Source organism: Streptomyces sp. NPDC088915, from assembly GCF_044749825.1.
Classification (GTDB): Bacteria; Actinomycetota; Actinomycetes; order Streptomycetales; family Streptomycetaceae; genus Streptomyces.
Window position 1 is genome coordinate 485,457 of sequence record NZ_JBIVIR010000001.1, and the last position, 19,961, is coordinate 505,417.

At 71.4% G+C, this 19,961-nt stretch carries 20 protein-coding genes; 8 read left to right on the plus strand and 12 right to left on the minus strand.

What is annotated here, in order from left to right; all coding sequences use genetic code 11:
• The first annotated feature begins 45 nt into the window (after positions 1–45).
• From dnaK to ACIP5O_RS02350, 4 genes are read left to right on the plus strand one after another with little or no spacing between them, the layout of a single operon-like run.
• On the plus strand, positions 46–1,890 hold the full coding sequence (dnaK, locus tag ACIP5O_RS02335; RefSeq protein WP_356539351.1) for a molecular chaperone DnaK: 1,845 nt from the start codon (positions 46–48) through the stop codon (positions 1,888–1,890).
• Entirely contained in the window at positions 1,887–2,549 is a 663-nt protein-coding gene (gene grpE, locus ACIP5O_RS02340) for a nucleotide exchange factor GrpE (protein WP_401287543.1), read from the plus strand. Before dnaK ends, grpE begins: the two co-directional genes overlap by 4 nt.
• A 30-nt stretch (positions 2,550–2,579) precedes the next feature.
• Complete coding sequence (gene dnaJ, locus ACIP5O_RS02345) at positions 2,580–3,752, plus strand: molecular chaperone DnaJ (RefSeq protein WP_401287546.1); 1,173 nt, start codon at positions 2,580–2,582, stop codon at positions 3,750–3,752.
• 4 nt (positions 3,753–3,756) lie between these two features.
• On the plus strand, positions 3,757–4,218 hold the full coding sequence (locus tag ACIP5O_RS02350; protein ID WP_125656167.1) for a heat shock protein transcriptional repressor HspR: 462 nt from the start codon (positions 3,757–3,759) through the stop codon (positions 4,216–4,218).
• 236 nt (positions 4,219–4,454) lie between these two features.
• Here ACIP5O_RS02350 and ACIP5O_RS02355 read toward each other — a convergent pair whose 3' ends face one another.
• On the minus strand, positions 4,455–5,435 hold the full coding sequence (locus ACIP5O_RS02355) for a helix-turn-helix transcriptional regulator (protein WP_401287549.1): 981 nt from the start codon (positions 5,433–5,435) through the stop codon (positions 4,455–4,457).
• Between the two features lie 132 nt (positions 5,436–5,567).
• Here ACIP5O_RS02355 and ACIP5O_RS02360 point away from each other — a divergent pair, with 132 nt between their 5' ends.
• Positions 5,568–5,852, plus strand: coding sequence for a hypothetical protein (locus ACIP5O_RS02360; RefSeq protein WP_401287551.1), 285 nt, complete (start codon positions 5,568–5,570; stop codon positions 5,850–5,852).
• A gap of 8 nt (positions 5,853–5,860) precedes the next feature.
• Positions 5,861–6,178: a (2Fe-2S)-binding protein gene (locus ACIP5O_RS02365; RefSeq protein WP_356539340.1), complete on the plus strand. Its 318-nt coding sequence runs from the start codon at positions 5,861–5,863 to the stop codon at positions 6,176–6,178.
• Positions 6,179–6,298: 120 nt separating this feature from the next.
• Here the strand turns inward: ACIP5O_RS02365 and ACIP5O_RS02370 are convergent, their stop codons facing one another.
• Positions 6,299–6,703: a pyridoxamine 5'-phosphate oxidase family protein gene (locus tag ACIP5O_RS02370; protein ID WP_401287554.1), complete on the minus strand. Its 405-nt coding sequence runs from the start codon at positions 6,701–6,703 to the stop codon at positions 6,299–6,301.
• Positions 6,704–6,889: 186 nt separating this feature from the next.
• Between ACIP5O_RS02370 and clpB the strand changes: the two genes are divergently transcribed.
• Complete coding sequence (gene clpB, locus ACIP5O_RS02375; protein WP_401287556.1) at positions 6,890–9,484, plus strand: ATP-dependent chaperone ClpB; 2,595 nt, start codon at positions 6,890–6,892, stop codon at positions 9,482–9,484.
• Positions 9,485–9,491: 7 nt separating this feature from the next.
• Here clpB and ACIP5O_RS02380 read toward each other — a convergent pair whose 3' ends face one another.
• A complete protein-coding gene (locus tag ACIP5O_RS02380) occupies positions 9,492–9,926 on the minus strand; it encodes a hypothetical protein (protein WP_401287559.1) in 435 nt (144 codons plus the stop codon).
• A gap of 120 nt (positions 9,927–10,046) precedes the next feature.
• Here ACIP5O_RS02380 and ACIP5O_RS02385 point away from each other — a divergent pair, with 120 nt between their 5' ends.
• Positions 10,047–10,580, plus strand: a complete 534-nt coding sequence (locus ACIP5O_RS02385) for a YbjN domain-containing protein (protein ID WP_125656152.1) — start codon at positions 10,047–10,049, stop codon at positions 10,578–10,580.
• Between the two features lie 126 nt (positions 10,581–10,706).
• Here the strand turns inward: ACIP5O_RS02385 and ACIP5O_RS02390 are convergent, their stop codons facing one another.
• From ACIP5O_RS02390 to ACIP5O_RS02430, 9 genes are all read right to left on the minus strand, one after another.
• Entirely contained in the window at positions 10,707–11,714 is a 1,008-nt protein-coding gene (locus ACIP5O_RS02390; protein ID WP_401287562.1) for a helix-turn-helix domain-containing protein, read from the minus strand.
• A gap of 243 nt (positions 11,715–11,957) precedes the next feature.
• Positions 11,958–12,437 (minus strand): SAM-dependent methyltransferase, encoded by a 480-nt coding sequence (locus ACIP5O_RS02395; RefSeq protein WP_401287565.1) that lies wholly within the window; start codon positions 12,435–12,437, stop codon positions 11,958–11,960.
• Positions 12,438–12,473: 36 nt separating this feature from the next.
• Complete coding sequence (locus tag ACIP5O_RS02400) at positions 12,474–13,787, minus strand: acetyl-CoA carboxylase biotin carboxylase subunit family protein (protein WP_401287568.1); 1,314 nt, start codon at positions 13,785–13,787, stop codon at positions 12,474–12,476.
• A 55-nt stretch (positions 13,788–13,842) separates the two neighbouring features.
• Positions 13,843–14,592: a class I SAM-dependent methyltransferase gene (locus tag ACIP5O_RS02405; RefSeq protein ID WP_401287571.1), complete on the minus strand. Its 750-nt coding sequence runs from the start codon at positions 14,590–14,592 to the stop codon at positions 13,843–13,845.
• Positions 14,593–14,665: 73 nt separating this feature from the next.
• Positions 14,666–15,688: a hypothetical protein gene (locus ACIP5O_RS02410; protein ID WP_401287573.1), complete on the minus strand. Its 1,023-nt coding sequence runs from the start codon at positions 15,686–15,688 to the stop codon at positions 14,666–14,668.
• A complete protein-coding gene (locus tag ACIP5O_RS02415; protein WP_401288127.1) occupies positions 15,682–16,767 on the minus strand; it encodes a PLP-dependent transferase in 1,086 nt (361 codons plus the stop codon). The genes ACIP5O_RS02410 and ACIP5O_RS02415 overlap by 7 nt, the downstream gene beginning before the upstream one ends.
• Before the next feature lie 2 nt (positions 16,768–16,769).
• Complete coding sequence (locus ACIP5O_RS02420; protein ID WP_401287576.1) at positions 16,770–18,239, minus strand: coproporphyrinogen-III oxidase family protein; 1,470 nt, start codon at positions 18,237–18,239, stop codon at positions 16,770–16,772.
• Between the two features lie 61 nt (positions 18,240–18,300).
• Entirely contained in the window at positions 18,301–18,801 is a 501-nt protein-coding gene (locus tag ACIP5O_RS02425) for an SAM-dependent methyltransferase (protein WP_401287579.1), read from the minus strand.
• Positions 18,798–19,928 (minus strand): thioesterase domain-containing protein, encoded by a 1,131-nt coding sequence (locus ACIP5O_RS02430; RefSeq protein ID WP_401287581.1) that lies wholly within the window; start codon positions 19,926–19,928, stop codon positions 18,798–18,800. Before ACIP5O_RS02430 ends, ACIP5O_RS02425 begins: the two co-directional genes overlap by 4 nt.
• Positions 19,929–19,961 lie beyond the last annotated feature (33 nt).

Sequence of the window (19,961 nt, forward strand, 5' to 3'; positions counted from 1 at the left end):
TCCTTGAGTCAGTACCACTCAAGTCAGTCAGCTGGAGGAATCGAAATGGCACGTGCGGTCGGCATCGACCTGGGCACGACTAACTCCGTCGTCAGCGTTCTGGAAGGCGGCGAGCCCACCGTCATCACCAACGCCGAGGGCGCCAGGACCACGCCGTCCGTCGTCGCCTTCGCGAAGAACGGCGAGGTGCTCGTCGGCGAGGTGGCCAAGCGTCAGGCGGTCACCAACGTCGACAGGACCATCCGGTCGGTCAAGCGCCACATGGGCACCGACTGGAAGATCGAGATCGACGGCAAGAACTTCAACCCGCAGCAGATGAGCGCCTTCATCCTGCAGAAGCTCAAGCGGGACGCCGAGGCCTACCTGGGCGAGAAGGTCGTCGACGCGGTCATCACCGTCCCGGCGTACTTCAACGACTCCGAGCGCCAGGCCACCAAGGAGGCCGGTGAGATCGCGGGCCTCAACGTCCTGCGCATCGTCAACGAGCCGACCGCGGCCGCCCTGGCCTACGGCCTCGACAAGGACGACCAGACGATCCTCGTCTTCGACCTCGGTGGCGGCACCTTCGACGTGTCCCTCCTGGAGATCGGCGACGGCGTCGTCGAGGTGAAGGCCACCAACGGTGACAACCACCTCGGCGGCGACGACTGGGACCAGCGCGTCGTCGACTACCTGGTGACCCAGTTCCAGAACGGTCACGGCGTGGACCTGGCCAAGGACAAGATGGCCCTCCAGCGTCTGCGCGAGGCGGCCGAGAAGGCGAAGATCGAGCTCTCGTCCTCGACCGAGACCACGATCAACCTGCCCTACATCACGGCCTCCGCCGAGGGCCCGCTGCACCTGGACGAGAAGCTCACGCGCGCCCAGTTCCAGCAGCTCACCTCCGACCTGCTCGAGCGCTGCAAGGTGCCGTTCCACAACGTCATCAAGGACGCGGGCATCCAGCTCTCCGAGATCGACCACGTCGTCCTCGTCGGCGGCTCGACCCGCATGCCGGCCGTCGCCGAGCTGGTCAAGGAGCTCACCGGTGGCCAGGAGGCCAACAAGGGCGTGAACCCGGACGAGGTCGTCGCCATCGGCGCCGCCCTGCAGGCCGGTGTCCTCAAGGGCGAGGTCAAGGACGTCCTGCTCCTCGACGTGACCCCGCTGTCCCTCGGCATCGAGACCAAGGGCGGCATCATGACCAAGCTCATCGAGCGCAACACCACGATCCCGACCAAGCGGTCCGAGATCTTCACGACGGCCGAGGACAACCAGCCGTCCGTGCAGATCCAGGTCTACCAGGGCGAGCGCGAGATCGCGGCGTACAACAAGAAGCTCGGCATGTTCGAGCTGACCGGTCTCCCGCCGGCCCCGCGCGGCGTCCCGCAGATCGAGGTCGCCTTCGACATCGACGCCAACGGCATCATGCACGTGACCGCGAAGGACCTGGGCACGGGCAAGGAGCAGAAGATGACCGTCACCGGCGGCTCCTCGCTGCCGAAGGACGAGGTCGACCGGATGCGCCAGGAAGCCGAGCAGTACGCGGAGGAGGACCACCGCCGCCGCGAGGCCGCCGAGTCCCGCAACCAGGGCGAGCAGCTCGTCTACCAGACGGAGAAGTTCCTCAAGGACAACGAGGACAAGGTCCCCGGCGACGTCAAGGACGAGGTCGAGGGCGCCCTCGCCGAGCTGAAGGAGAAGCTCAAGGGCGAGGACACCGCCGAGATCCGCACTGCCACCGAGAAGGTCGCGGCCGTCTCGCAGAAGCTCGGCCAGGCGCTCTACGCCGACGCCCAGGCCGCGCAGGCCGCCGGCGGCGACGCCGGTGCGGGCCAGGCCAAGGCGGACGACGACGTCGTCGACGCCGAGATCGTGGACGACGAGCCCAAGAAGGGTGGCCAGGCGTGACCGAGGAGACCCCGGGCTTCGAGGAGAAGCCCGACGTCCCCTCCGGCGCCACCCCTGACGACGCCGCCGAGGCCGTCGAGGACTCCGCCCAGGAGGACGCGACGGCCCCGGCCGGGGACGCAAGCAGCCAGAAGCCGGACGGTGCCGCGGGCCTCACGGCCCAGCTGGACCAGGTGCGCTCCGCGCTCGACGAGCGCACCGCGGACCTCCAGCGGCTCCAGGCCGAGTACCAGAACTACCGCCGCCGCGTGGAGCGGGACCGGGTCACGGTCAAGGAGATCGCCGTCGCGAGCCTCCTGTCCGAGCTCCTCCCCGTGCTCGACGACGTCGGCCGGGCCCGGGACCACGGCGAGCTCGTGGGCGGGTTCAAGTCGGTGGCCGAATCGCTGGAGACCGTCGTCGCCAAGATGGGTCTGCAGCAGTTCGGCAAGGAGGGCGAGCCCTTCGACCCGACGATCCACGAGGCCCTGATGCACTCGTACGCGCCGGACGTCACCGAGACGACCTGCGTGGCGATCCTGCAGCCCGGGTATCGGATCGGCGAGCGGACCATCAGGCCCGCGCGCGTGGCCGTCGCCGAGCCCCAGCCGGGCGCGGCCCCGGCCAAGGACGAGAAGAAGTCGGCCGACGAGGAGAGCGGTGCCCCCGAGGAGGGGTGACGCAACGATCGTCCGGAAGGAGGGACGTCGATGAGCACGAAGGACTTCGTCGAGAAGGACTACTACAAGGTCCTCGGCGTCCCCAAGGACGCCACCGAGGCCGAGATCAAGAAGGCATACCGGAAGCTCGCCCGCGAGAACCACCCGGACGCCAACAAGGGCGACACCAGGGCCGAGGAGCGCTTCAAGGAGATCTCCGAGGCGAACGACGTCCTCGGTGACCCCAAGCGGCGCAAGGAGTACGACGAGGCGCGCGCGCTCTTCGGGAACGGCGGCCTCCGGGCCGGCGGTCCCGGCGGCGGCTCGTTCAACTTCGACCTGGGCGACCTCTTCGGGGGCGCCCAGGGCGGGGCCGGCGGCTTCGGTGGCGGCGGCGGTGGCATCGGGGACGTCTTCGGCGGCCTGTTCAACCGCGGCGGGGGCGGCGCCCGCACCCAGCCGCGGCGCGGCCAGGACGTCGAGTCCGAGGTGACGCTCAGCTTCACCGAGGCCATCGAGGGCGCGACCGTACCGCTGCGGATGTCCAGCCAGCAGCCGTGCACGGCGTGTTCGGGCACCGGCGACAAGAACGGCACCCCCCGGGTGTGCCCGACCTGCGTCGGCACCGGGCAGGTCTCGCGCGGCAGCGGCGGCGGCTTCTCGCTCACCGACCCCTGCGTGGACTGCAAGGGACGCGGCCTCATCGCCGAGACCCCCTGCGACGTCTGCAAGGGCAGCGGCCGGGCCAAGTCCTCCCGCACCATGCAGGTCCGCATCCCGGCGGGCGTGAGCGACAACCAGAGGATCCGGCTGCGCGGCAAGGGCGCGCCGGGCGAGCGCGGCGGGCCCAACGGCGACCTGTACGTCGTGGTGCACGTCGACGCCCACCCGGTCTTCGGCCGCAAGGACGACAACCTCACCGTCACGGTGCCGGTCTCCTTCACGGAGGCGGCGCTCGGCGGCGAGATCAGGGTGCCGACCCTCGGCGGCCCCGCGGTCACCCTCAAGCTGCCCGCGGGCACGCCGAACGGCCGGACCATGCGCGCCCGGGGCAAGGGCGCGGTCCGCAAGGACGGCACGCGCGGCGACCTGCTCGTCACGGTCGAGGTCGCCGTGCCGGAGGAGCTGGACGACAAGGCACGCGAGGCCCTGGAGACCTACCGCGAGGCGACCGCCTCCGAGGACCCGCGGGCCGAGCTGTTCCAGGCCGCGAAGGGAGCGTGACCCGGTGGAAGGGCGCCGACGACAGCCAGGATTGGGCAATAGGGCGTACGAACTGACCGACGAGTCGCCGGTGTACGTCATCTCGGTGGCGGCCCAGCTCTCCGGTCTGCACCCCCAGACCCTGCGTCAGTACGACCGGCTCGGCCTGGTCTCCCCGGACCGCACGGCGGGCCGGGGGCGGCGCTACTCGGCCCGTGACATCGAACTGCTTCGCCAGGTGCAGCAGTTGTCGCAGGACGAGGGCATCAACCTGGCCGGGATCAAGCGCATCATCGAACTGGAGAACCAGGTCGCGGCGCTCCAGAGCCGGATCGCCGAGCTGTCGGCGGCCGTGGACGGGGCCGCGGCGGCGATGCGGCAGCGCGAGGCCCAGGTGCACGCCTCGTACCGACGCGACCTCGTGCCGTACCAGGACGTGCAGCAGGCGAGCGCGCTGGTGGTCTGGCGCCCCAAGCGCGGCGAGTAGCCCCGCCGTTCACCGTGCCGTGAGGCCCCCTCCGTCTGTGGAGGGGGCCTCACGCGTGCTCCGGACAGGCCCTAGGGCCTGTCCGGCGGATCATGGCCGGGGCCGCGACGCCTGGCACGGTACCTCGCCGCGTTGCCGAAACGTCCCGATGGCTCCGCTATCGAGCCGCTCCGGCGCCTTGCGATGTACCGCACCAGACGCTGCGGCCCACCCGACCCTGATCCGCCGGACAGGCCCTAGTCGTCCTGGTCGAGGATGCCCGACTGGGCGATGAGGTAGCCGAGCTGGGCCCGGCTGCCGCTGCCGAGGGTGGCGGCGAGCTTGGCGATGTGGGCCCGGCACGTGCGCACGTTCATCCCGAGGCGGCGGGCGATGGCCTCGTCCACGTGCCCCTCGACGAGGAGCCGGGCGATGGAGCGCTGGACGCCGCCGATGCCGTCGGTCTTGACGTCGTACGGGATCTCCTCCCGGATCGGCACCGCCAGGCGCCAGAACTGGTCGAAGACGCCGCCGAGGTAGGCGACCAGGCCGGGGTGGCGCAGCTCCAGGGCGATCTGCCGGTCGCTGCGGGCCGGGATCAGGGCGACCTCGCGGTCCACGATGATCAGCCGGTCGATGATCTCTTCCAGGGTGCGGACCTGGACCTCGGGGCCGACGTGCTCCAGGTAGGCCAGGGTGAGTTCGGTGTGGCGGGCCGTGTGCTGGTAGAGGGTGCGCATGTTGATGCCGCGGCCCAGGAGCGGCGAGACGCGGTGGAGGGCCGCGGTCAGGGCCTGGGCGGGGCGGCCGCCGCCGGGCTGGACGGTGAGCAGTTCGCTGCGGCAGTTGGCGACGACCCGGTCGAGGGTGGCGTTGATGCGATCGATGCCCTCGAGCACGGTGATGGCGTGCGTGGTCGGTGAGTCGTGGGCGCTGATGGCCATGAACGGCTCGAAAGCGTCGGACAGGGCGACGGTGCGCCGGCGCCGGTCGAGGATTTCGCGTTCGATCGGCTGGAGGAGCTGGGCGAGGGCGGCGGAGGGCGGAACCGGACGCAGCCACCGGGCGTCGTCGGGATCGGGGTGGAGCAGGGACAGATCCAGGAGGCAGGGCGCCTCGACCGTCTCTGACCGGGGTATTCGTCCCGCCCGCAGTGCGGACGCGTACAGCTCGGAGCCTGCCGCGCAGAGCTCCGCATGCGAATGAGGGTGACCTGTCTCGTCCGCTTGTTTCCCCATATGTACACCCCCAGGCTCCTGCATCTCAGGAACATGATGCATGGGTTTGGTGGTGCAAGCGGAGAGAGTAAGCCATCGTCTTACTCGCGGGGGTCGCAAAGAGACGTTGCCTTCAAGTGAGGTTGCTCGGTGATGATGAAGAAGCTCATAAGTGCGGTGGCCGGAGTCGCCTTCATCGCGGCTGTCGCAGTGGGGGCCGTGGGCGTGACCCAGGACCCCGGCTGGCACGCGGAGCCGGCCAAGGTCCAGGCCGCTGTGAACGACCCGGGCTGGCACTTCGCGCCGGCCCAGGACCCGGGCTGGCACGCGGAGCCCGCCAACGACCCCGGTTGGCACGTGGCGCCCGCCACCACGGTGCTGGCCCTCGCGAACGACCCGGGCTGGCACGCGGCCCCCGCCGACCCCGGCTGGAGTTAAGCGGGATCATGAACGTTCCCGATGACCCCAGGTTCCGGCGGGAGATGGCCTCGGCCTACCGATCCGGCTGGCACTTCGTCGACCTCGCCACGGCCATCCCCCACCGCGGCGACTCGCTGAAGGTCACCCTCTTCGGAGAACCGATCGTCGTCGCACGGGAGCAGGACGAGGACGTCCGCGCCTACCGGTGCCTGCGCCGCCCGCGCGGGGCGCCGCAGCCCATCCGCTGTGCCATCCGGTACGGCATGATCTTCGTCAACCTCGACCAGCGCGACCACCAGCTGATCGAGCCCGAGACCCTCACCGCCACCCCCCGCAGTGCCTGAGCGATCCCCCCGTCGTTGTAGGTCGCCCAGGTACTTCCCCCACACAGCGGCGCCATCGCGGACCTGAAACGCGATGGCGCCGCTGTGCTGCGCCCGTGTTCCTTCCGGGCGCCCTCCGCGTCAGGCGCGGCCCATCGCCCGGGTGAGGGCGATCTCGATCACGACCCGGTCCGGGTTCGGGGTCGGCGTGCGCCCGTAGCGCTCCGCGTAGCGGGCGACGGCGTCCGCGACGACCTCCGGCTCCGTGCGGATCCGGGCGACGCCCTCCAGGGTGGCCCAGCGCCTCTTGTCGACCTGGCAGACCGCGACCCGCGCGCCCTCCGCGCCCGCCGCCAGGACGTTGGCGACCTTCCGGCTGTTCCTGTTGGTGATCACGCGCGCGTACCCGCCCTCGGGGTCGTACGTGACGCCGACCGCGACCACGTGCGGGGTGCCGTCCGGCCGCGGGGTGGTCAGGGTGCTCATGTGGTGCTCGCGCCAGAAGCGGAGATACGACTCGCCGGGGTTCCTGGGATCCGTTGCCATGCCCGGAAACTACCCGGGAAAGGACTCCCTCCGTTGACTTGAGCGGTATCGACTCAACTTTGTGTACTCTAGAAGGGTCACGGAAGTCGTGGAGTGACGTCGTGGCGCAACGCCGTGGAACGACGTCGTGGAGTGGATCCGTACGGGATCCACGGAGGCACCGCACGCCGAGGAGGAGCACCGCACATGGACGCCGAACTGACCAACAGGAGCCGGGACGCGATCAACGCGGCCACCGGCCGGGCCGTGTCCGAGGGACACGCGGACCTGACCCCGGCCCACCTGCTGCTCGCCCTCCTCGCCGGCCAGGACAACGAGAACATCACCGACCTGCTCGCCGCCGTCGAGGCCGACCAGGCGGCCGTGCGCGCCGAGACCGAGCGGCTCCTCGCCGCCCGGCCGAGCGTCGCCGGCTCCACGGTCGCGCCCCCGCAGCCCGACCGCGAACTGCTCGCGGTCGTCGCGGACGCCGCGCAGCGGGCCAAGGAGCTCGGGGACGACTTCGTCTCCACCGAGCACCTCCTCATCGGCGTCGCGGCCCGGGGCGGCCGCGCCGGTGAGATCCTCGACCGGCAGGGCGCGAGCGCGAAGAGGCTGCTGGACGCCTTCGAGACGACCAGGGGAGGACGCCGGGTGACCACACCCGACCCGGAAGGGCAGTACAAGGCGCTGGAGAAGTTCGGCACGGACTTCACCGCCGCCGCGCGCGAGGGCAGGCTGGACCCGGTCATCGGCCGCGACCACGAGATCCGGCGCGTGGTGCAGGTGCTCTCCCGCCGCACCAAGAACAACCCGGTCCTCATCGGCGAGCCCGGCGTCGGCAAGACCGCCGTCGTCGAGGGCCTCGCCCAGCGGATCGTGAAGGGCGACGTCCCCGAGTCCCTCAAGAACAAGCGGCTCGTCTCGCTCGACCTCGGCGCGATGGTCGCCGGCGCGAAGTACCGCGGCGAGTTCGAGGAGCGCCTGAAGACCGTCCTCTCCGAGATCAAGGAGAGCGACGGCCAGATCATCACCTTCATCGACGAGCTGCACACGGTCGTCGGCGCGGGCGCCGGCGGCGACTCCGCCATGGACGCGGGCAACATGCTCAAGCCCATGCTGGCCCGCGGCGAGCTGCGGATGGTCGGCGCGACCACCCTGGACGAGTACCGCGAGCGGATCGAGAAGGACCCCGCCCTGGAGCGCCGCTTCCAGCAGGTCCTGGTCGCCGAGCCGACCGTCGAGGACACCATCGCGATCCTGCGCGGACTGAAGGGCCGGTACGAGGCCCACCACAAGGTGCAGATCAACGACTCCGCCCTGGTGGCCGCCGCGACCCTCTCCGACCGGTACATCACCTCCCGCTTCCTGCCCGACAAGGCCATCGACCTCGTCGACGAGGCCGCCTCCCGGCTCCGCATGGAGATCGACTCCTCCCCGGTCGAGATCGACGAGCTCCAGCGCTCCGTGGACCGGCTCCGCATGGAGGAGCTGGCCCTGAAGAACGAGACGGACGCGGCCAGCAAGCAGCGCCTGGAGAAGTTGCGGCGCGACCTCGCGGACCGCGAGGAGGAGCTGCGCGGCCTCACCGCCCGCTGGGAGAAGGAGAAGCAGTCCCTCAACCGGGTCGGCGAGCTGAAGGAGCGCCTGGACGAGGCCCGCGGCCGCGCCGAGCGCGCCCAGCGCGACGGCGACTTCGACACCGCCTCCAAGCTGCTCTACGGCGAGATCCCGGCCCTGGAGCGGGAACTGGAGGAGGCCTCCGAGGCCGAGGCCCAGCAGGAATCGGCCAAGGACACCATGGTCAAGGAGGAGGTCGGCCCCGACGACATCGCGGACGTGGTCGGCTCCTGGACCGGCATTCCCGCCGGCCGCCTCCTGGAGGGCGAGACGCAGAAGCTGCTCCGCATGGAGGACGAGCTCGGCAAGCGGCTCATCGGCCAGTCCGAGGCCGTCCGGGCCGTCTCCGACGCGGTGCGCCGCACCCGCGCCGGGATCGCCGACCCCGACCGGCCCACCGGCTCCTTCCTCTTCCTCGGCCCGACCGGCGTCGGCAAGACCGAGCTGGCGAAGGCGCTCGCGGACTTCCTCTTCGACGACGAGCGGGCCATGGTCCGCATCGACATGTCGGAGTACGGCGAGAAGCACTCCGTCGCCCGGCTCGTCGGCGCGCCCCCCGGCTACGTCGGCTACGAGGAGGGCGGCCAGCTCACGGAGGCGGTCCGCCGCCGCCCGTACAGCGTGGTCCTGCTCGACGAGGTGGAGAAGGCGCACCCGGAGGTCTTCGACGTCCTGCTCCAGGTCCTCGACGACGGCCGGCTGACCGACGGACAGGGCCGGACGGTGGACTTCCGCAACACCATCCTGATCCTGACCTCGAACCTGGGCAGCCAGTACCTGGTCGACCCGGCGACCCCGGAGGACGTGAAGAAGCAGCAGGTCCTGGAGGTCGTGCGGGCCAGCTTCAAGCCGGAGTTCCTCAACCGGCTCGACGACCTGGTGGTCTTCTCGGCCCTCGACCGGACCGAGCTGGGCCGGATCGCGCGGCTCCAGATCGACCGCCTCGCCCGGCGGCTCGCCGAGCGGCGCCTCACCCTGGACGTCACCCCGGAGGCCCTGGAGTGGCTGGCCGACGAGGGCAACGACCCGGCGTACGGCGCCCGCCCGCTGCGCCGCCTGATCCAGACGGCGATCGGCGACCGCCTCGCCCGCGAGATCCTGGCGGGCGAGGTCCGCGACGGCGACACGGTCCGCGTGGACCGCTTCGAGGACGGCCTGATCGTGGGGCCGGCGGCCCGGTAGCCCCGGGTCAGAGGTCGAAGGCCTCGACGCGTACGAGGGCGGTGTCCCCGTCCTCGTACGCGATCGTGACGTCCACGAACAGCGCCTCGTCGTACGACGCCCTCACGCACACGTCCTCCTCGCAGGAGGAGGGCTCCCCGGCCGGGTAGGTCACGGTCAGCCAGGCCGCGGCCCCGGCCCGGTCCATCCGGAATTCGGCCTCGACCAGCGTGTCCTGGAAGTGGGCCAGCGTGCACCGGGCGTCCCGGGCGTCCGCCGGGAGCGTCCCCCGGGCGAAGGTCATCACTTCGGCGCAGTCGGCCGGCTTCGCCTCCCCCATCTCGGACCAGGCCATCGCGCCCCAGCCCAGCAGGGCCATCGGCCCGCCGCATACCACCGTCATGACGACCGTGGCCCAGACCCAGGTCCAGGGCCGTGCCTTCACCGGCTTGCGTTTCGCCACCGTCTCCTCCCCCATGGGGGCAGATCTTGTCAGCCCGCAGCGGATCGCGGGAGCAGGGGTTGCCACGGACCGCCCGGGATGGGAGAGGATGGCGAGCATCCGTACGAAGGGAAATACACGGTGAGCATCGACCCGTCCTCGATTCCGAATTTCGGGGGCCAGCCCCAGCCTCAGGCCGCAGGACCGGCGGGCCCCGTCGTCCCCGACCAGGACCTCGTCAAGCAGCTCCTCGACCAGATGGAGCTGAAGTACGTCGTCGACGACGAGGGTGACCTCGCGGCGCCGTGGGAGGAGTTCCGCACCTACTTCATGTTCCGCGGCGAGGACGAGCAGCAGGTCTTCTCGGTCCGGACGTTCTACGACCGCCCGCACTCGGCCGACGACCGCGCGCGCGTCCTCGACGCGATCGACGACTGGAACCGCCGCACCCTGTGGCCCAAGGTCTACACCCACCTGCACGAGGAGGAGGACGGCTCCGCCACCCTCCGCCTCATCGGCGAGGCCCAGATGCTGATCGGCACCGGCGTCTCCCTGGAGCACTTCGTGTCCTCCACGGTGAGCTGGGTCCGCGCCTCCATCGAGTTCGACAAGTGGATCGTGGAGCAGTTCGGCCTGGAGTCCCCGGAGGACAAGGCCGAGGGCGACGAGGCCTGAGCCCCGCCCGAGCGTGAAGGAGCCCGGCCCCCGGAAAGGGGGGCCGGGCTCCTTGCTTCCCGGCCTCGTGCCGGCCGGCGGCAGAAGGCGGAGCCGTCGGTGCTCGACCGCGTCCGAAGTCCGCCGTCAGGCCAGCAGACCGAGTTCGGTGATGCGGAGGGCGGCCTGGAAGCGGGTCTGGACGCCCAGGGTGTCGAGGAGGCCGGAGACCAGTCGGCTCAGGGTGCGGGAGGAGACGCCGAGGTGGCGGGCGATCGCCTCGTCCTTCACGCCGTCGGCGAGCAGACGGACGATGACCAGCTCCTGGCTGTCCAGGGCGGGCCGGGCCGTCGGGTCTCCCTGGTGCCGGGGCGGGGGCTGGTGCGGGAGCGTCGCGTTGTGCCAGTAGTGGTCGTAGAACGCGTGCAGGGAGCTGAGCAGCGTGCGGCCGTGGACCGCGAGGGCGCCCTCGCTGCTGTCCGCCGGGTTGATGGGCAGGACGGCGAGGTCGTCGTCGAAGAGGATCATCCGGATGGGCAGGGACTCCGCCGTCCGGGCCTCGCGGCCCGGGCGCGAGGCGTCCCTGAGGTACGCCGCCACGTACGGCACCTCGGCCGTACGGCGCTGGTAGAGGACATCGACCTCGACGTTCCGGCCTTCCATCTCCTTGTCGCGGAGCAGCATTCCGTCGATGACGTCCTCGGGCGGTGGGCCGCCGGGGTGCATCGACCTCATCCGGGTGCGCACCGCGCTGCCCGCGTCCTCCAGGAAGGAGTTCACCACCGCCGGCGTCGTGAGGGTCTCGATCTCGACCGGCTCGCGCCGCTCGTTGCGCAGGTCGGAGAAGTTCGTGGTGAGCGAGGTGATGGCGGACCTGATCCCCGCGAGACGCTTGGCGTGGGCCACGGACTGCCGTTCCTCGTGCGAGACGAGCCGGGCGAGTGCCGCCTCCGGCTCCACCGTGGTGAATCCGCACGGTGTGGACGGGGCCGGGCGGAGCAGTCCCATGGCGAGCAACCGGTCGCAGACCTCCTCCGTCTCCGCGGGCGAGCAGTCGGCCGCGGCGGAGACCTCTTCGAGCCCCCAGCCGGGATTCCGGTAGAGCAGTCCGTAGGCCTTGCGGTCCAGCCCGCTCCGGTCTTCACCGGTGCGCATGCAAATCCCCCCGTTCCGGCCTCCACGGGGATCACCCGTCGGCACCAGATGCGCTTGCGATCCTACGCACGGGGCGTTCGGCTCGCGAGCGTGAATCCTTGTGATCAACCTCAAAGACGGGGAGGGGCGGGGAAGGGCTGATCGAGGGGCCGGGCCGGGTGGGGACGGGAGTTCTTGTCGTCCCGTCCTCTGCGGGACGGGGTTTTCGCGGTCCCGTCCCGTACGTCCGCTTCTTCCCGGCCGTCAGTAGTACCGGCGCATGATCTCGGTCGCCCACTCCGGCTGGGTCGTCCCGCCGCGGGGGCCGAACTCGGACATGTAGGGCTTGATGTCCAGGACGGGGGTTCCGTCGACCGCGTCGAGGCCCTCCACGTGGATGTCCCGGCCATCGACGCGCAGCAGCCGGCAGCGGGAGACGCCGAGGCGGTTGGGGCGGTTCTTGCCGCGCTGGGCGAAGATGCCGACCAGCGGCCAGTCCGTGTTGCCGCGCGGGTGCCGGGCGCCCGTCTGCACCTTGTCCACCGGGACCCGGTCGAAGTGGTAGACGATCTCCACGTGCGAGAAGGAGTCCAGGCCCGCGATCGCCTCCGTGCCGAATCGCTCGTCGAGGCGGATCACCGCGGACACCTCCCCCCATTCGTCGTCGCGTACCTCGGCCCGTCCGCCGACCACCCGGCCGACCGGGTCCGAGACCACCTCGACCGGGGAGCTGTTCTCTGGCATGTGCCGCGCCTTTCACGGGTGGGGAGTGATCAAGGGCTACCGTACGTCGCTACGGGGGTGCGCGAAGGGGCTTCGAGGGGCTTGCGGTACGGGCGTTCGCCATGCGGCGTCCAGCAGTTCCCGCAGCCGGTCCAGTACTTTCCGCAGCTCGGCGTGGTCCGGGGCGGTGCCGTACACCACACCGACGGCTCCGGCCGTACCGACGCGCCATCCGGACGGTACGGGGATCTCCGTCATGTCCACCAGGTCCACGCCCGGCACCTCCGTGAGGCGCTCGACGAGTGCCGGCCGGTCCGGCGGCGGCGCGTCCGGCGGCGGGACCACCTTGAAGTGGAACGCCACCCCGCTCCGGCCACGTCCCGGCGGGGGTTCCGGGCTCTCCACGGGGAGGCCCAGGGCGAGCCGCAGGGCCGCCGCCACCAGGTCGTACCCCAGGGAACGCCGGACGAGCTCGGCCATGTGGCCGCCCAGGCGGCCGTTGACCTCGATGACCCTGGGTCCGGCCGGGGTCAGCTTGATCTCGGTGTGGGTCACGCCGTGCCGTACGCCCAGTGCGCGAAGCGCCCGCCGCTCCAGGCGCACGACGTCCGCCGCCACCGCGGGGGCCAGCGGAGCGGGAAGGAGGTGTCCCGTCTCCCGGAACGGCGGGGCGAGCGGGAGCTTGCCCGTCACCGCGACGGTCCGTGGTTCTCCGTCGACGACCACGGACTCCACGGAGACGTAGTCCCCCCAGTCGGGGCCGGCCAGCCCCGGATCGCCGGGAAGGTACTCCTCCAGGACGAACTCCCCGGGGGCGTCCCGGTCCGCGGTGAACTCCGCCAGCCGGGAGCGGCACTCGTCCGCCGACCGGACCAGGCAGGTGTCCACGCTGCCCGCCCCGGACCTCGGCTTGAGCACGGCGGGCAGGCCCACGCGGTCGATCACGCCCTCGATGTCCTCCACTCCCGGGACGGGAACGCACCGGGTGTCCTGGACGCCGTGGGCGGCTAGGCTCCGGCGCTGACGGAACTTGTCCGTCAGGACGTCCACGGTCTCCTCGGTGTGGAACGGCACCCCACAGGCCTCGGCCACCGACGCCGTGAGCCGCAGCCGCCGTTCGCTGAAGGTGACCACTCCGCCCGGGGTGAATCCGGCGGCCAGCCGGCCCACGGCCTCGGTGTCGAGGCCGGTGACGTCCGCGATCTCGGCGTGCCGTCCGACGCTCCGGAGCCCCTCCGCCACGCGCGGATGCTCCGGCTCGCACAGCAGCACCACCCTGCACAGCCCCCTGGCCGCCGCCAGGATGCGCATGGGCGCGGCGGAACCCTCGTCGTGGACCACGAGCAGGACGGGCAGGGCGGCATCGCCCATGGGTCGGCCTCCGGTGCGGCGGGGTGCGAAGGAGCGGGGGACGGTACGGGGAGGGTTACGCGCGGCGGGCCGTGATGTTCAGCCGGACGTAGTCCACGACCGGCTCCGGCAGCTTGGCGGCGACCGACCGGACGAAGTCCTCGTGGTCCTCCTCGGGCAGCCGGTCCAGGTGGGAGCCGAGCACCACGGTCGCGAGGTAGCTCCACAGCTGCTCGCCGGGCTCCAGCCGGGCCGGGTCGGGCAGCAGGTCGACCTCGATGTCGGTGAAGCCGACCTCGCGCAGCCGCTCGGTGGTCTCCTCGACCCCGGCGAAGTACCAGACCTCCTCCCGCTCGCCGGAGGCGCCGAGCACCTCCTCGACGGCGGCGTTGATCCGCGCGACGTTGCCCTCGCCGCCGCACTCCGCGACGAACTGGCCGCCCGGACGGAGATTCTGGGCCACGTTGGCGAAGAGCGCGGGGTGGTCGGTGATCCAGTGGAACGTGGCCACGCTGCTGACCGCGTCCACCGGGCCGTCCAGGCCCAGCGGCTTCGTCAGATCGCCGTGGACGACCTCCAGGCGGTCGAGCCGGTCGGCCAGCTTCACCCGGAGCCGGTCCAGCATCCGGGTGGAGCCGTCGACACCGATCACCCGGCCCTCGGGCACCAGGTCGAGCAGCGCCGCCGTGTCACGGCCCGTGCCGCAGCCGGCGTCCAGGACGGTCTCGTCGCCGCGCAGGTCGAGGCGGCCGAGGGTGCGCTTGCCCCACTGCTGGTGCGGCAGCGGGAGGGCGTCGTACGTCTTGGCGTCCCATTCACGGGGCACGGTGCTGCTCCTTCGTGTCGGTGCTGAGCGATGCGTGGGGGGAGTGGGGGTGGGGAGTGGGGGGCGTAGGAGGTCAGGCGGCGATCGGCGTTCCGTTCAGGACCAGCTCGACGTGGATCGGGTGGGCGTCCCTGACCAGGCGCAGGGCGTGACCCTCGGCCAGCCAGCCGCGCACGGCCGCGGCCGCGGAGCCGTCGCCCGCCGAGGGATCGGAGGGCAACAGCTGGACGAGGATGTTGCGCAGGCCGACCTGGGCGTCCTGGGCGGAGTACGGTCCGCGCAGGTCGATCCGGCCGGAGGCGTGGACGGTGTCCTCGGCCGCGGCGCCCCCGGCGTCGGCCGGCGCCGCGAACCGGAGTGCCTCCGCCGCCAGCGCGGACAGCACGTACTCCTGGGCGTTCGGCGCGAGGTCGGCACCGAACAGCTGCTTCGGCTGGTCCGACTCGGCCCGTACGCCGTCGACTTCGGCGATCACGTGCGCGCCCACCTCCCAGGCCACCTCGGCAGCACGGCGCAGGGCCGCGGTGAACGGCGCCGGGTCGGCCGGGACCGGCCGGGCGGTGAGGTGCTCGTCCCGCGCGGTCTGCACGACGACCCGGATCTCATTCGGCTCCTCCAGGGTGCGGTGGCCACTGCTCCGCCCGCGCGCCGCCAGGACCGCCCGCCGGGCCTCCGCCGGGGAGACCTCGCCCTCGATGTGGAGGGCGTACGAGAGCCTGGACCGCCCGCCGTCCGTGTCGGTCTCCACGACGGGGAGCACCTTGAGGAGCGTGAGGTGGCAGCCTTCGCCGGTCAGCGAGGCGGCCACGCTGTCGGCGACGGACGCGCCGAGGGCGACGAGCACCGACCCGACCGGATCGAGGCAGTTCGCAGAACCCGCGGAACCTTGGGAAGCGGCCGCCCCGCGACTCTGGTGGACGCTGAAGGACCGGGCGACCCGGGTGGACCCGAGGCGCATCGGCTCGGTGTCCACCCGGCAGCGGGCGCCGGGCTCGGGGTGCGCCTGCACCCCGATGCTCAGCTGAGCCTCCCAGGAGTCCTCCCGGATCTGCTCGGCCAGTGCCTGCCTGGCCGGCAGGTCGACTCCGTTCAGCATGACTCTCCTTCGGCCCCGGAGGCCGGTACGACGGCACCGGCGTCCGTTACGAGTGCCGCGTCCAGGGCCTGGCGCAGGCGGCGGATCAGCGGGCCGGGGTCCTCGGTGCCGACCGACACGCGCACCAGCTGCCGGGAGACTCCGGCCTCCCGGCGCAGCCGCTCGCTGAGGCGGGCGTGGGTGGTGAGCGCGGGGAGGGTCAGCGCGCTGCCCGCCGCCGTGCGCGCGCCGGCCGCGGCCAGGACGCCGTCGAGGTTCCCGGCCTCCGGCACTACCTCGAAGGAGAGCAGCGCGCCGAAGCCCTGGTGGGTCTCCAGGGCCCAGTCCGCGTCGTCGAACGTCGGCCGGTGCACGGTGTGGACGGCGGGGTGGCCGCGGAGCGCGTCCGCGACCCGTTCCGCGTGGGCCTGCCGGGCCGTCATCCGCAGTTCCAGGGTGGAGAGGGAGCGCTCCAGGAGGTGCGCCGCCCACGGGTCGACCCGGCCGCCGAGGAGTCCGGCCTGCTCGCGGATCGGTACGAGGTACCGGTTGACGCAGGTCACCAGGGCGGCGTTGAGGTCGTCCCACTCGTCGAGGCAGGGCGAGGCGTCCTCGACGACGACGACCGCGCCGGTCTCCAGGGGCCGGAGCTGCGCCGGAGAGAGGACGGTGTTGTCCACGACCAGGAGCAGGTCGTTCATCTGCGCGTAGGTGGCCACGTCGTTGAGCTGGGACAGCTTCATCAGCGGGTCGCTGAGGGACGGGGTGTACACGACCTGGGTCTCGGGGCGGACCGCCGCGGCGACCGCGTCGACCTCGGTGCAGTCGACGAACGAGACCGTGCGCCGGGCGCCGGTGAGCTCCGCGAGCAGGACCCGGCGCAGCGGGTCGCGGGTCTGGTCGGAGGCGATCACATGTCCGCCGGGGTTGGTGAGGGCGAGCAGTACGGCTGTGGTGGCGGCCACCACGCCGGGGAGCAGCAGCGCCGCGTCGGCGCCGTGCAAGGCGGCGAAGGCGTCCTCGGCCCGCTGGACGGGGCCGCGGGCCTCCGCGGACGGCGGCCCCGGGACGGCCGGGGCCTTCACGGTGACGTCGTACATGGTCACCGCCGGCAGACCGGGGCGTCGGAGAGGCCGATGCGCTGGTGGAAGTAGTGGAAGATGATCTCCTCGTGCAGGGCTTCGCCGTCCAGGGTCGGCTTCAGCGCGGCGCCGTCGTCGACCATCTCCACGAGACCGCGCTCCAGCAGTTCCGCGAAGGCGGAGGCGAAGGGTTCCATCTCCATCAGGTCGGCGCCGAAGCGGTCCTTGTAGCGCTGGAGGTCGATCGGCTGGTTGGCCTTGAAGTTGAAGCCGAGGGCGGTGCCGACGGCCTTGTGGCCGGAGAGGCGGCGGCCGAAGTTGAGGGGCAGGCCGTCGTTCTTCTGCATGAAGGAGACGTACTTGCTGATGTCGGTGATGTTGTGGGTCTGGAGGAACTCCTCCTGGTCGCCGGTCAGCCAGCCGTAGGCGCCGGGACCGTACGCGATCATGGTGTTGTAGTGCTCCCACTTGTTCTTCGACGTCTGCGGGATGTTGCCGCCGCTGTACGTGCCGGGGCGGCTCCACCAGCCGCAGGGGCTCGGGTAGTAGCCCTTCTCGAGGAGGACCTCGACGGCCTCCTGTCGCATCGCGTAGGTGGAGTCCAGGTCGGGGAAGCGGCCCTCGCTGATCAGGCGTTCGCGCACGGCGGGGTTGTTCCAGACGGCCCGGTTGCCGATGCCCATCTCCTCGCGGTCCGCGTTGCGCAGCCGGTAGATGGTGATCGTCGGGACGCCGAGGTCGGTGAGGATCGTCATGTCACGGCGGACGGATTCCGGGGTCTGGTACGGCAGGCCGAACATCATGTCGACGTTGAACGGGCAGCCGGTCGCCAGCAGGTTCTCGACGGCCTCGATGGACTGGGCCGAGGAGTGGCGGCGCTTGGTGAAGTCGTTGACCTCGTCCTGGAGCGACTGGACGCCGAGGCTGAACCGGTTGAAGCCCAGCTCCCGCGCGGTCTCCAGGTGGTGGCGCTGGAAGTTCTCGGGGTTGCCCTCGATGTTGAACTCGACGTCGTCCGACAGGTCGTAGTTCTCGCGGGCGTGGCGGACCAACGGCTCGATGTACTCGGGGCTGTTGAGGAGCAGCGCGGCCGTGCCGCCGCCGATGTAGAAGGACTCGACGCGGGCCTGGGACACCCAGTCGAAGCGGTCCAGGTAGCGGCGCGACTCCTCGATGAGGAGGTCGGACCACAGTCGCAGCGAGGGGTCCTCCTTGCCGCGCGGCACCAGTCGCTTGACGTAGTTGCAGAAATGACAGATGTAGTTGCAGAGGGGGAGGTGGAAGTACAGGTGGGCCGGGTGGCCGGCGCCGGGGAACGTGCCGTACTCCCGGGCGAGTTCCTCGCTGCTGAGCTGATCGCCCTCGTTCGAGGTGACGTTGATGTTGTACTCGTCGCGGGGGATCTGCAGCTGCGGGTTGCGGTCGAGGAGTCGGCCGAGGTTCAGTTCCAGGTCGACGGTGCCGTTGCCGCCGGTGGTGAGGCTGGACAAGGTGGGTCTCCTTGGGGTGGACGTCCGCGGCCGGCTTGTGGCCGGACAGGGGCGGGAACGGTCAGAAGTAGTAGGCGGACATCGCCGCCCGCAGCCAGGTGGGCTCGCGCACCGTCTCGGGCGCCGGCTGGAAGATCTGCTGGTACGGCTTCACGTCGAGGACGGGGGTGCCGTCCAGCGCGTCGAGTCCCCGTACGTGGAGCGTGAGCCCGTCGACACCGGCCAGCTCGCAGCGCGAGACGCCGAGCCGGTTGGGCCGCTCCTTGAGCCGCTGGGCGAGGATGCCGAGCGCCGGCAGGTCCCCGCGGCCGCGCGGCGGGCAGGAGCCCCGTACGGTGTCGGACTCGGGTACGAGGTGGAAGTGGAAGATCACTTCGAGGTGGGAGAACTGGTCGAGCCCGGCCACCGCGTCGGGGTCCAGTTGCTCGGGGTCGAGCTCGATGACGGCACTGACGTCGCCCCAGTGGTCGTGCCGGGGGACGGTGCGGGGCGAGCGGACGACACCGATCGGACGGAACCGGTACGGGGCCGGGTCCGGGGCGCTGGTGGGTTCCTGGTTCATGCGGACGTTCCCTCCTCCGTGGAACGGGGGACGAGCTGCTCCCTCAGGCGCCGGCCCAGCACCTCGACCTGTCCGGGCTCGATCATCGTGAAGTGGTCGCCCGGCACGTCGCAGACCACGGTGTGCGCGGCGACCGCGCTCCAACCGAGGTCCTCGGGCAGCGTGCCGTCCTCCATGGAGCGGTCCGTGACCCGGAAGACGGTGACCGTGCCGTCGTACGGCTTCACCTCGTAGGCCGCGAGGGCGTCCAGGTTGAACTGGTACATGTCGATCATGCGGCGCAGCCGGTCCGCGTCGAAGTCGGCGGGCACCGTCCCGGCGGCGACGGCCCGCTCGACGAGCACCGCCGCGCGTTCCTCGGGCGCCAGGCCCCGGAGCCAGTCGATGTCCAGCTCCAGCTTGAGTCCGCGCCAGAGCAGGGCCCGCAGGGCGAAGTCGGGGTCGCCCGAGGGCGAGACGTTGATCCGGGTGTCGAGCAGTCCGACGAGCCCGACCCGCTCGCCGCGCGCCGTGAGCCGACGGGCGGTCTCGTAGGCGAGCAGACCGCCCATGGAGTAGCCGATCAGGTTCCACTCGGCGCCCTCGGGGTGGACGGTCCCGAGCTGTTCGATGAAGGCTTCGGAGATCTCCTCGATCGAGCCGAGCGGGGTCTCGCCGGGCTGCAATCCGACCGACTGCACGGCCCAGAACGGCTGGTCGGTGCCCATGGCCCGGGCCACGGGCGGATAGAGCAGGACCGTGCCGGAGACGGGCGGGAGGGCGTAGACGGGGCTGTCGCCGGTGCCGGCCTGGATGCGGACCGGCCGGCACCGGGACTCCGTGGATCCCCGGCGGATGATCTCGGCGAGCTCCGCGACGGTGGCCGCGGCGAGCAGGTCGGCGGCGGAGAGGTCGACCTGGAAGAGTCGGCGCACTTCCACGGTGAGCCGGATGGCGAGCAGCGAGTGGCCGCCGAGGGAGAAGAAGTCGTCGTGGATGCCGACGTCCGTCCTCCCGAGCAACTTTCGCCATACGTCGCACAGTTGGAGCTCCACGCCGTCGCGCCCGGCGCCCGGGGGCGCGGTGGTCGGGTCGGTGGAGGTCGCAGTGGTGGTGGGTGTCGCGGTGGTGGCTTCCTGGTGGAGCATGAGTTCCCCCATCCTCACGCCGGCGCGCGGACG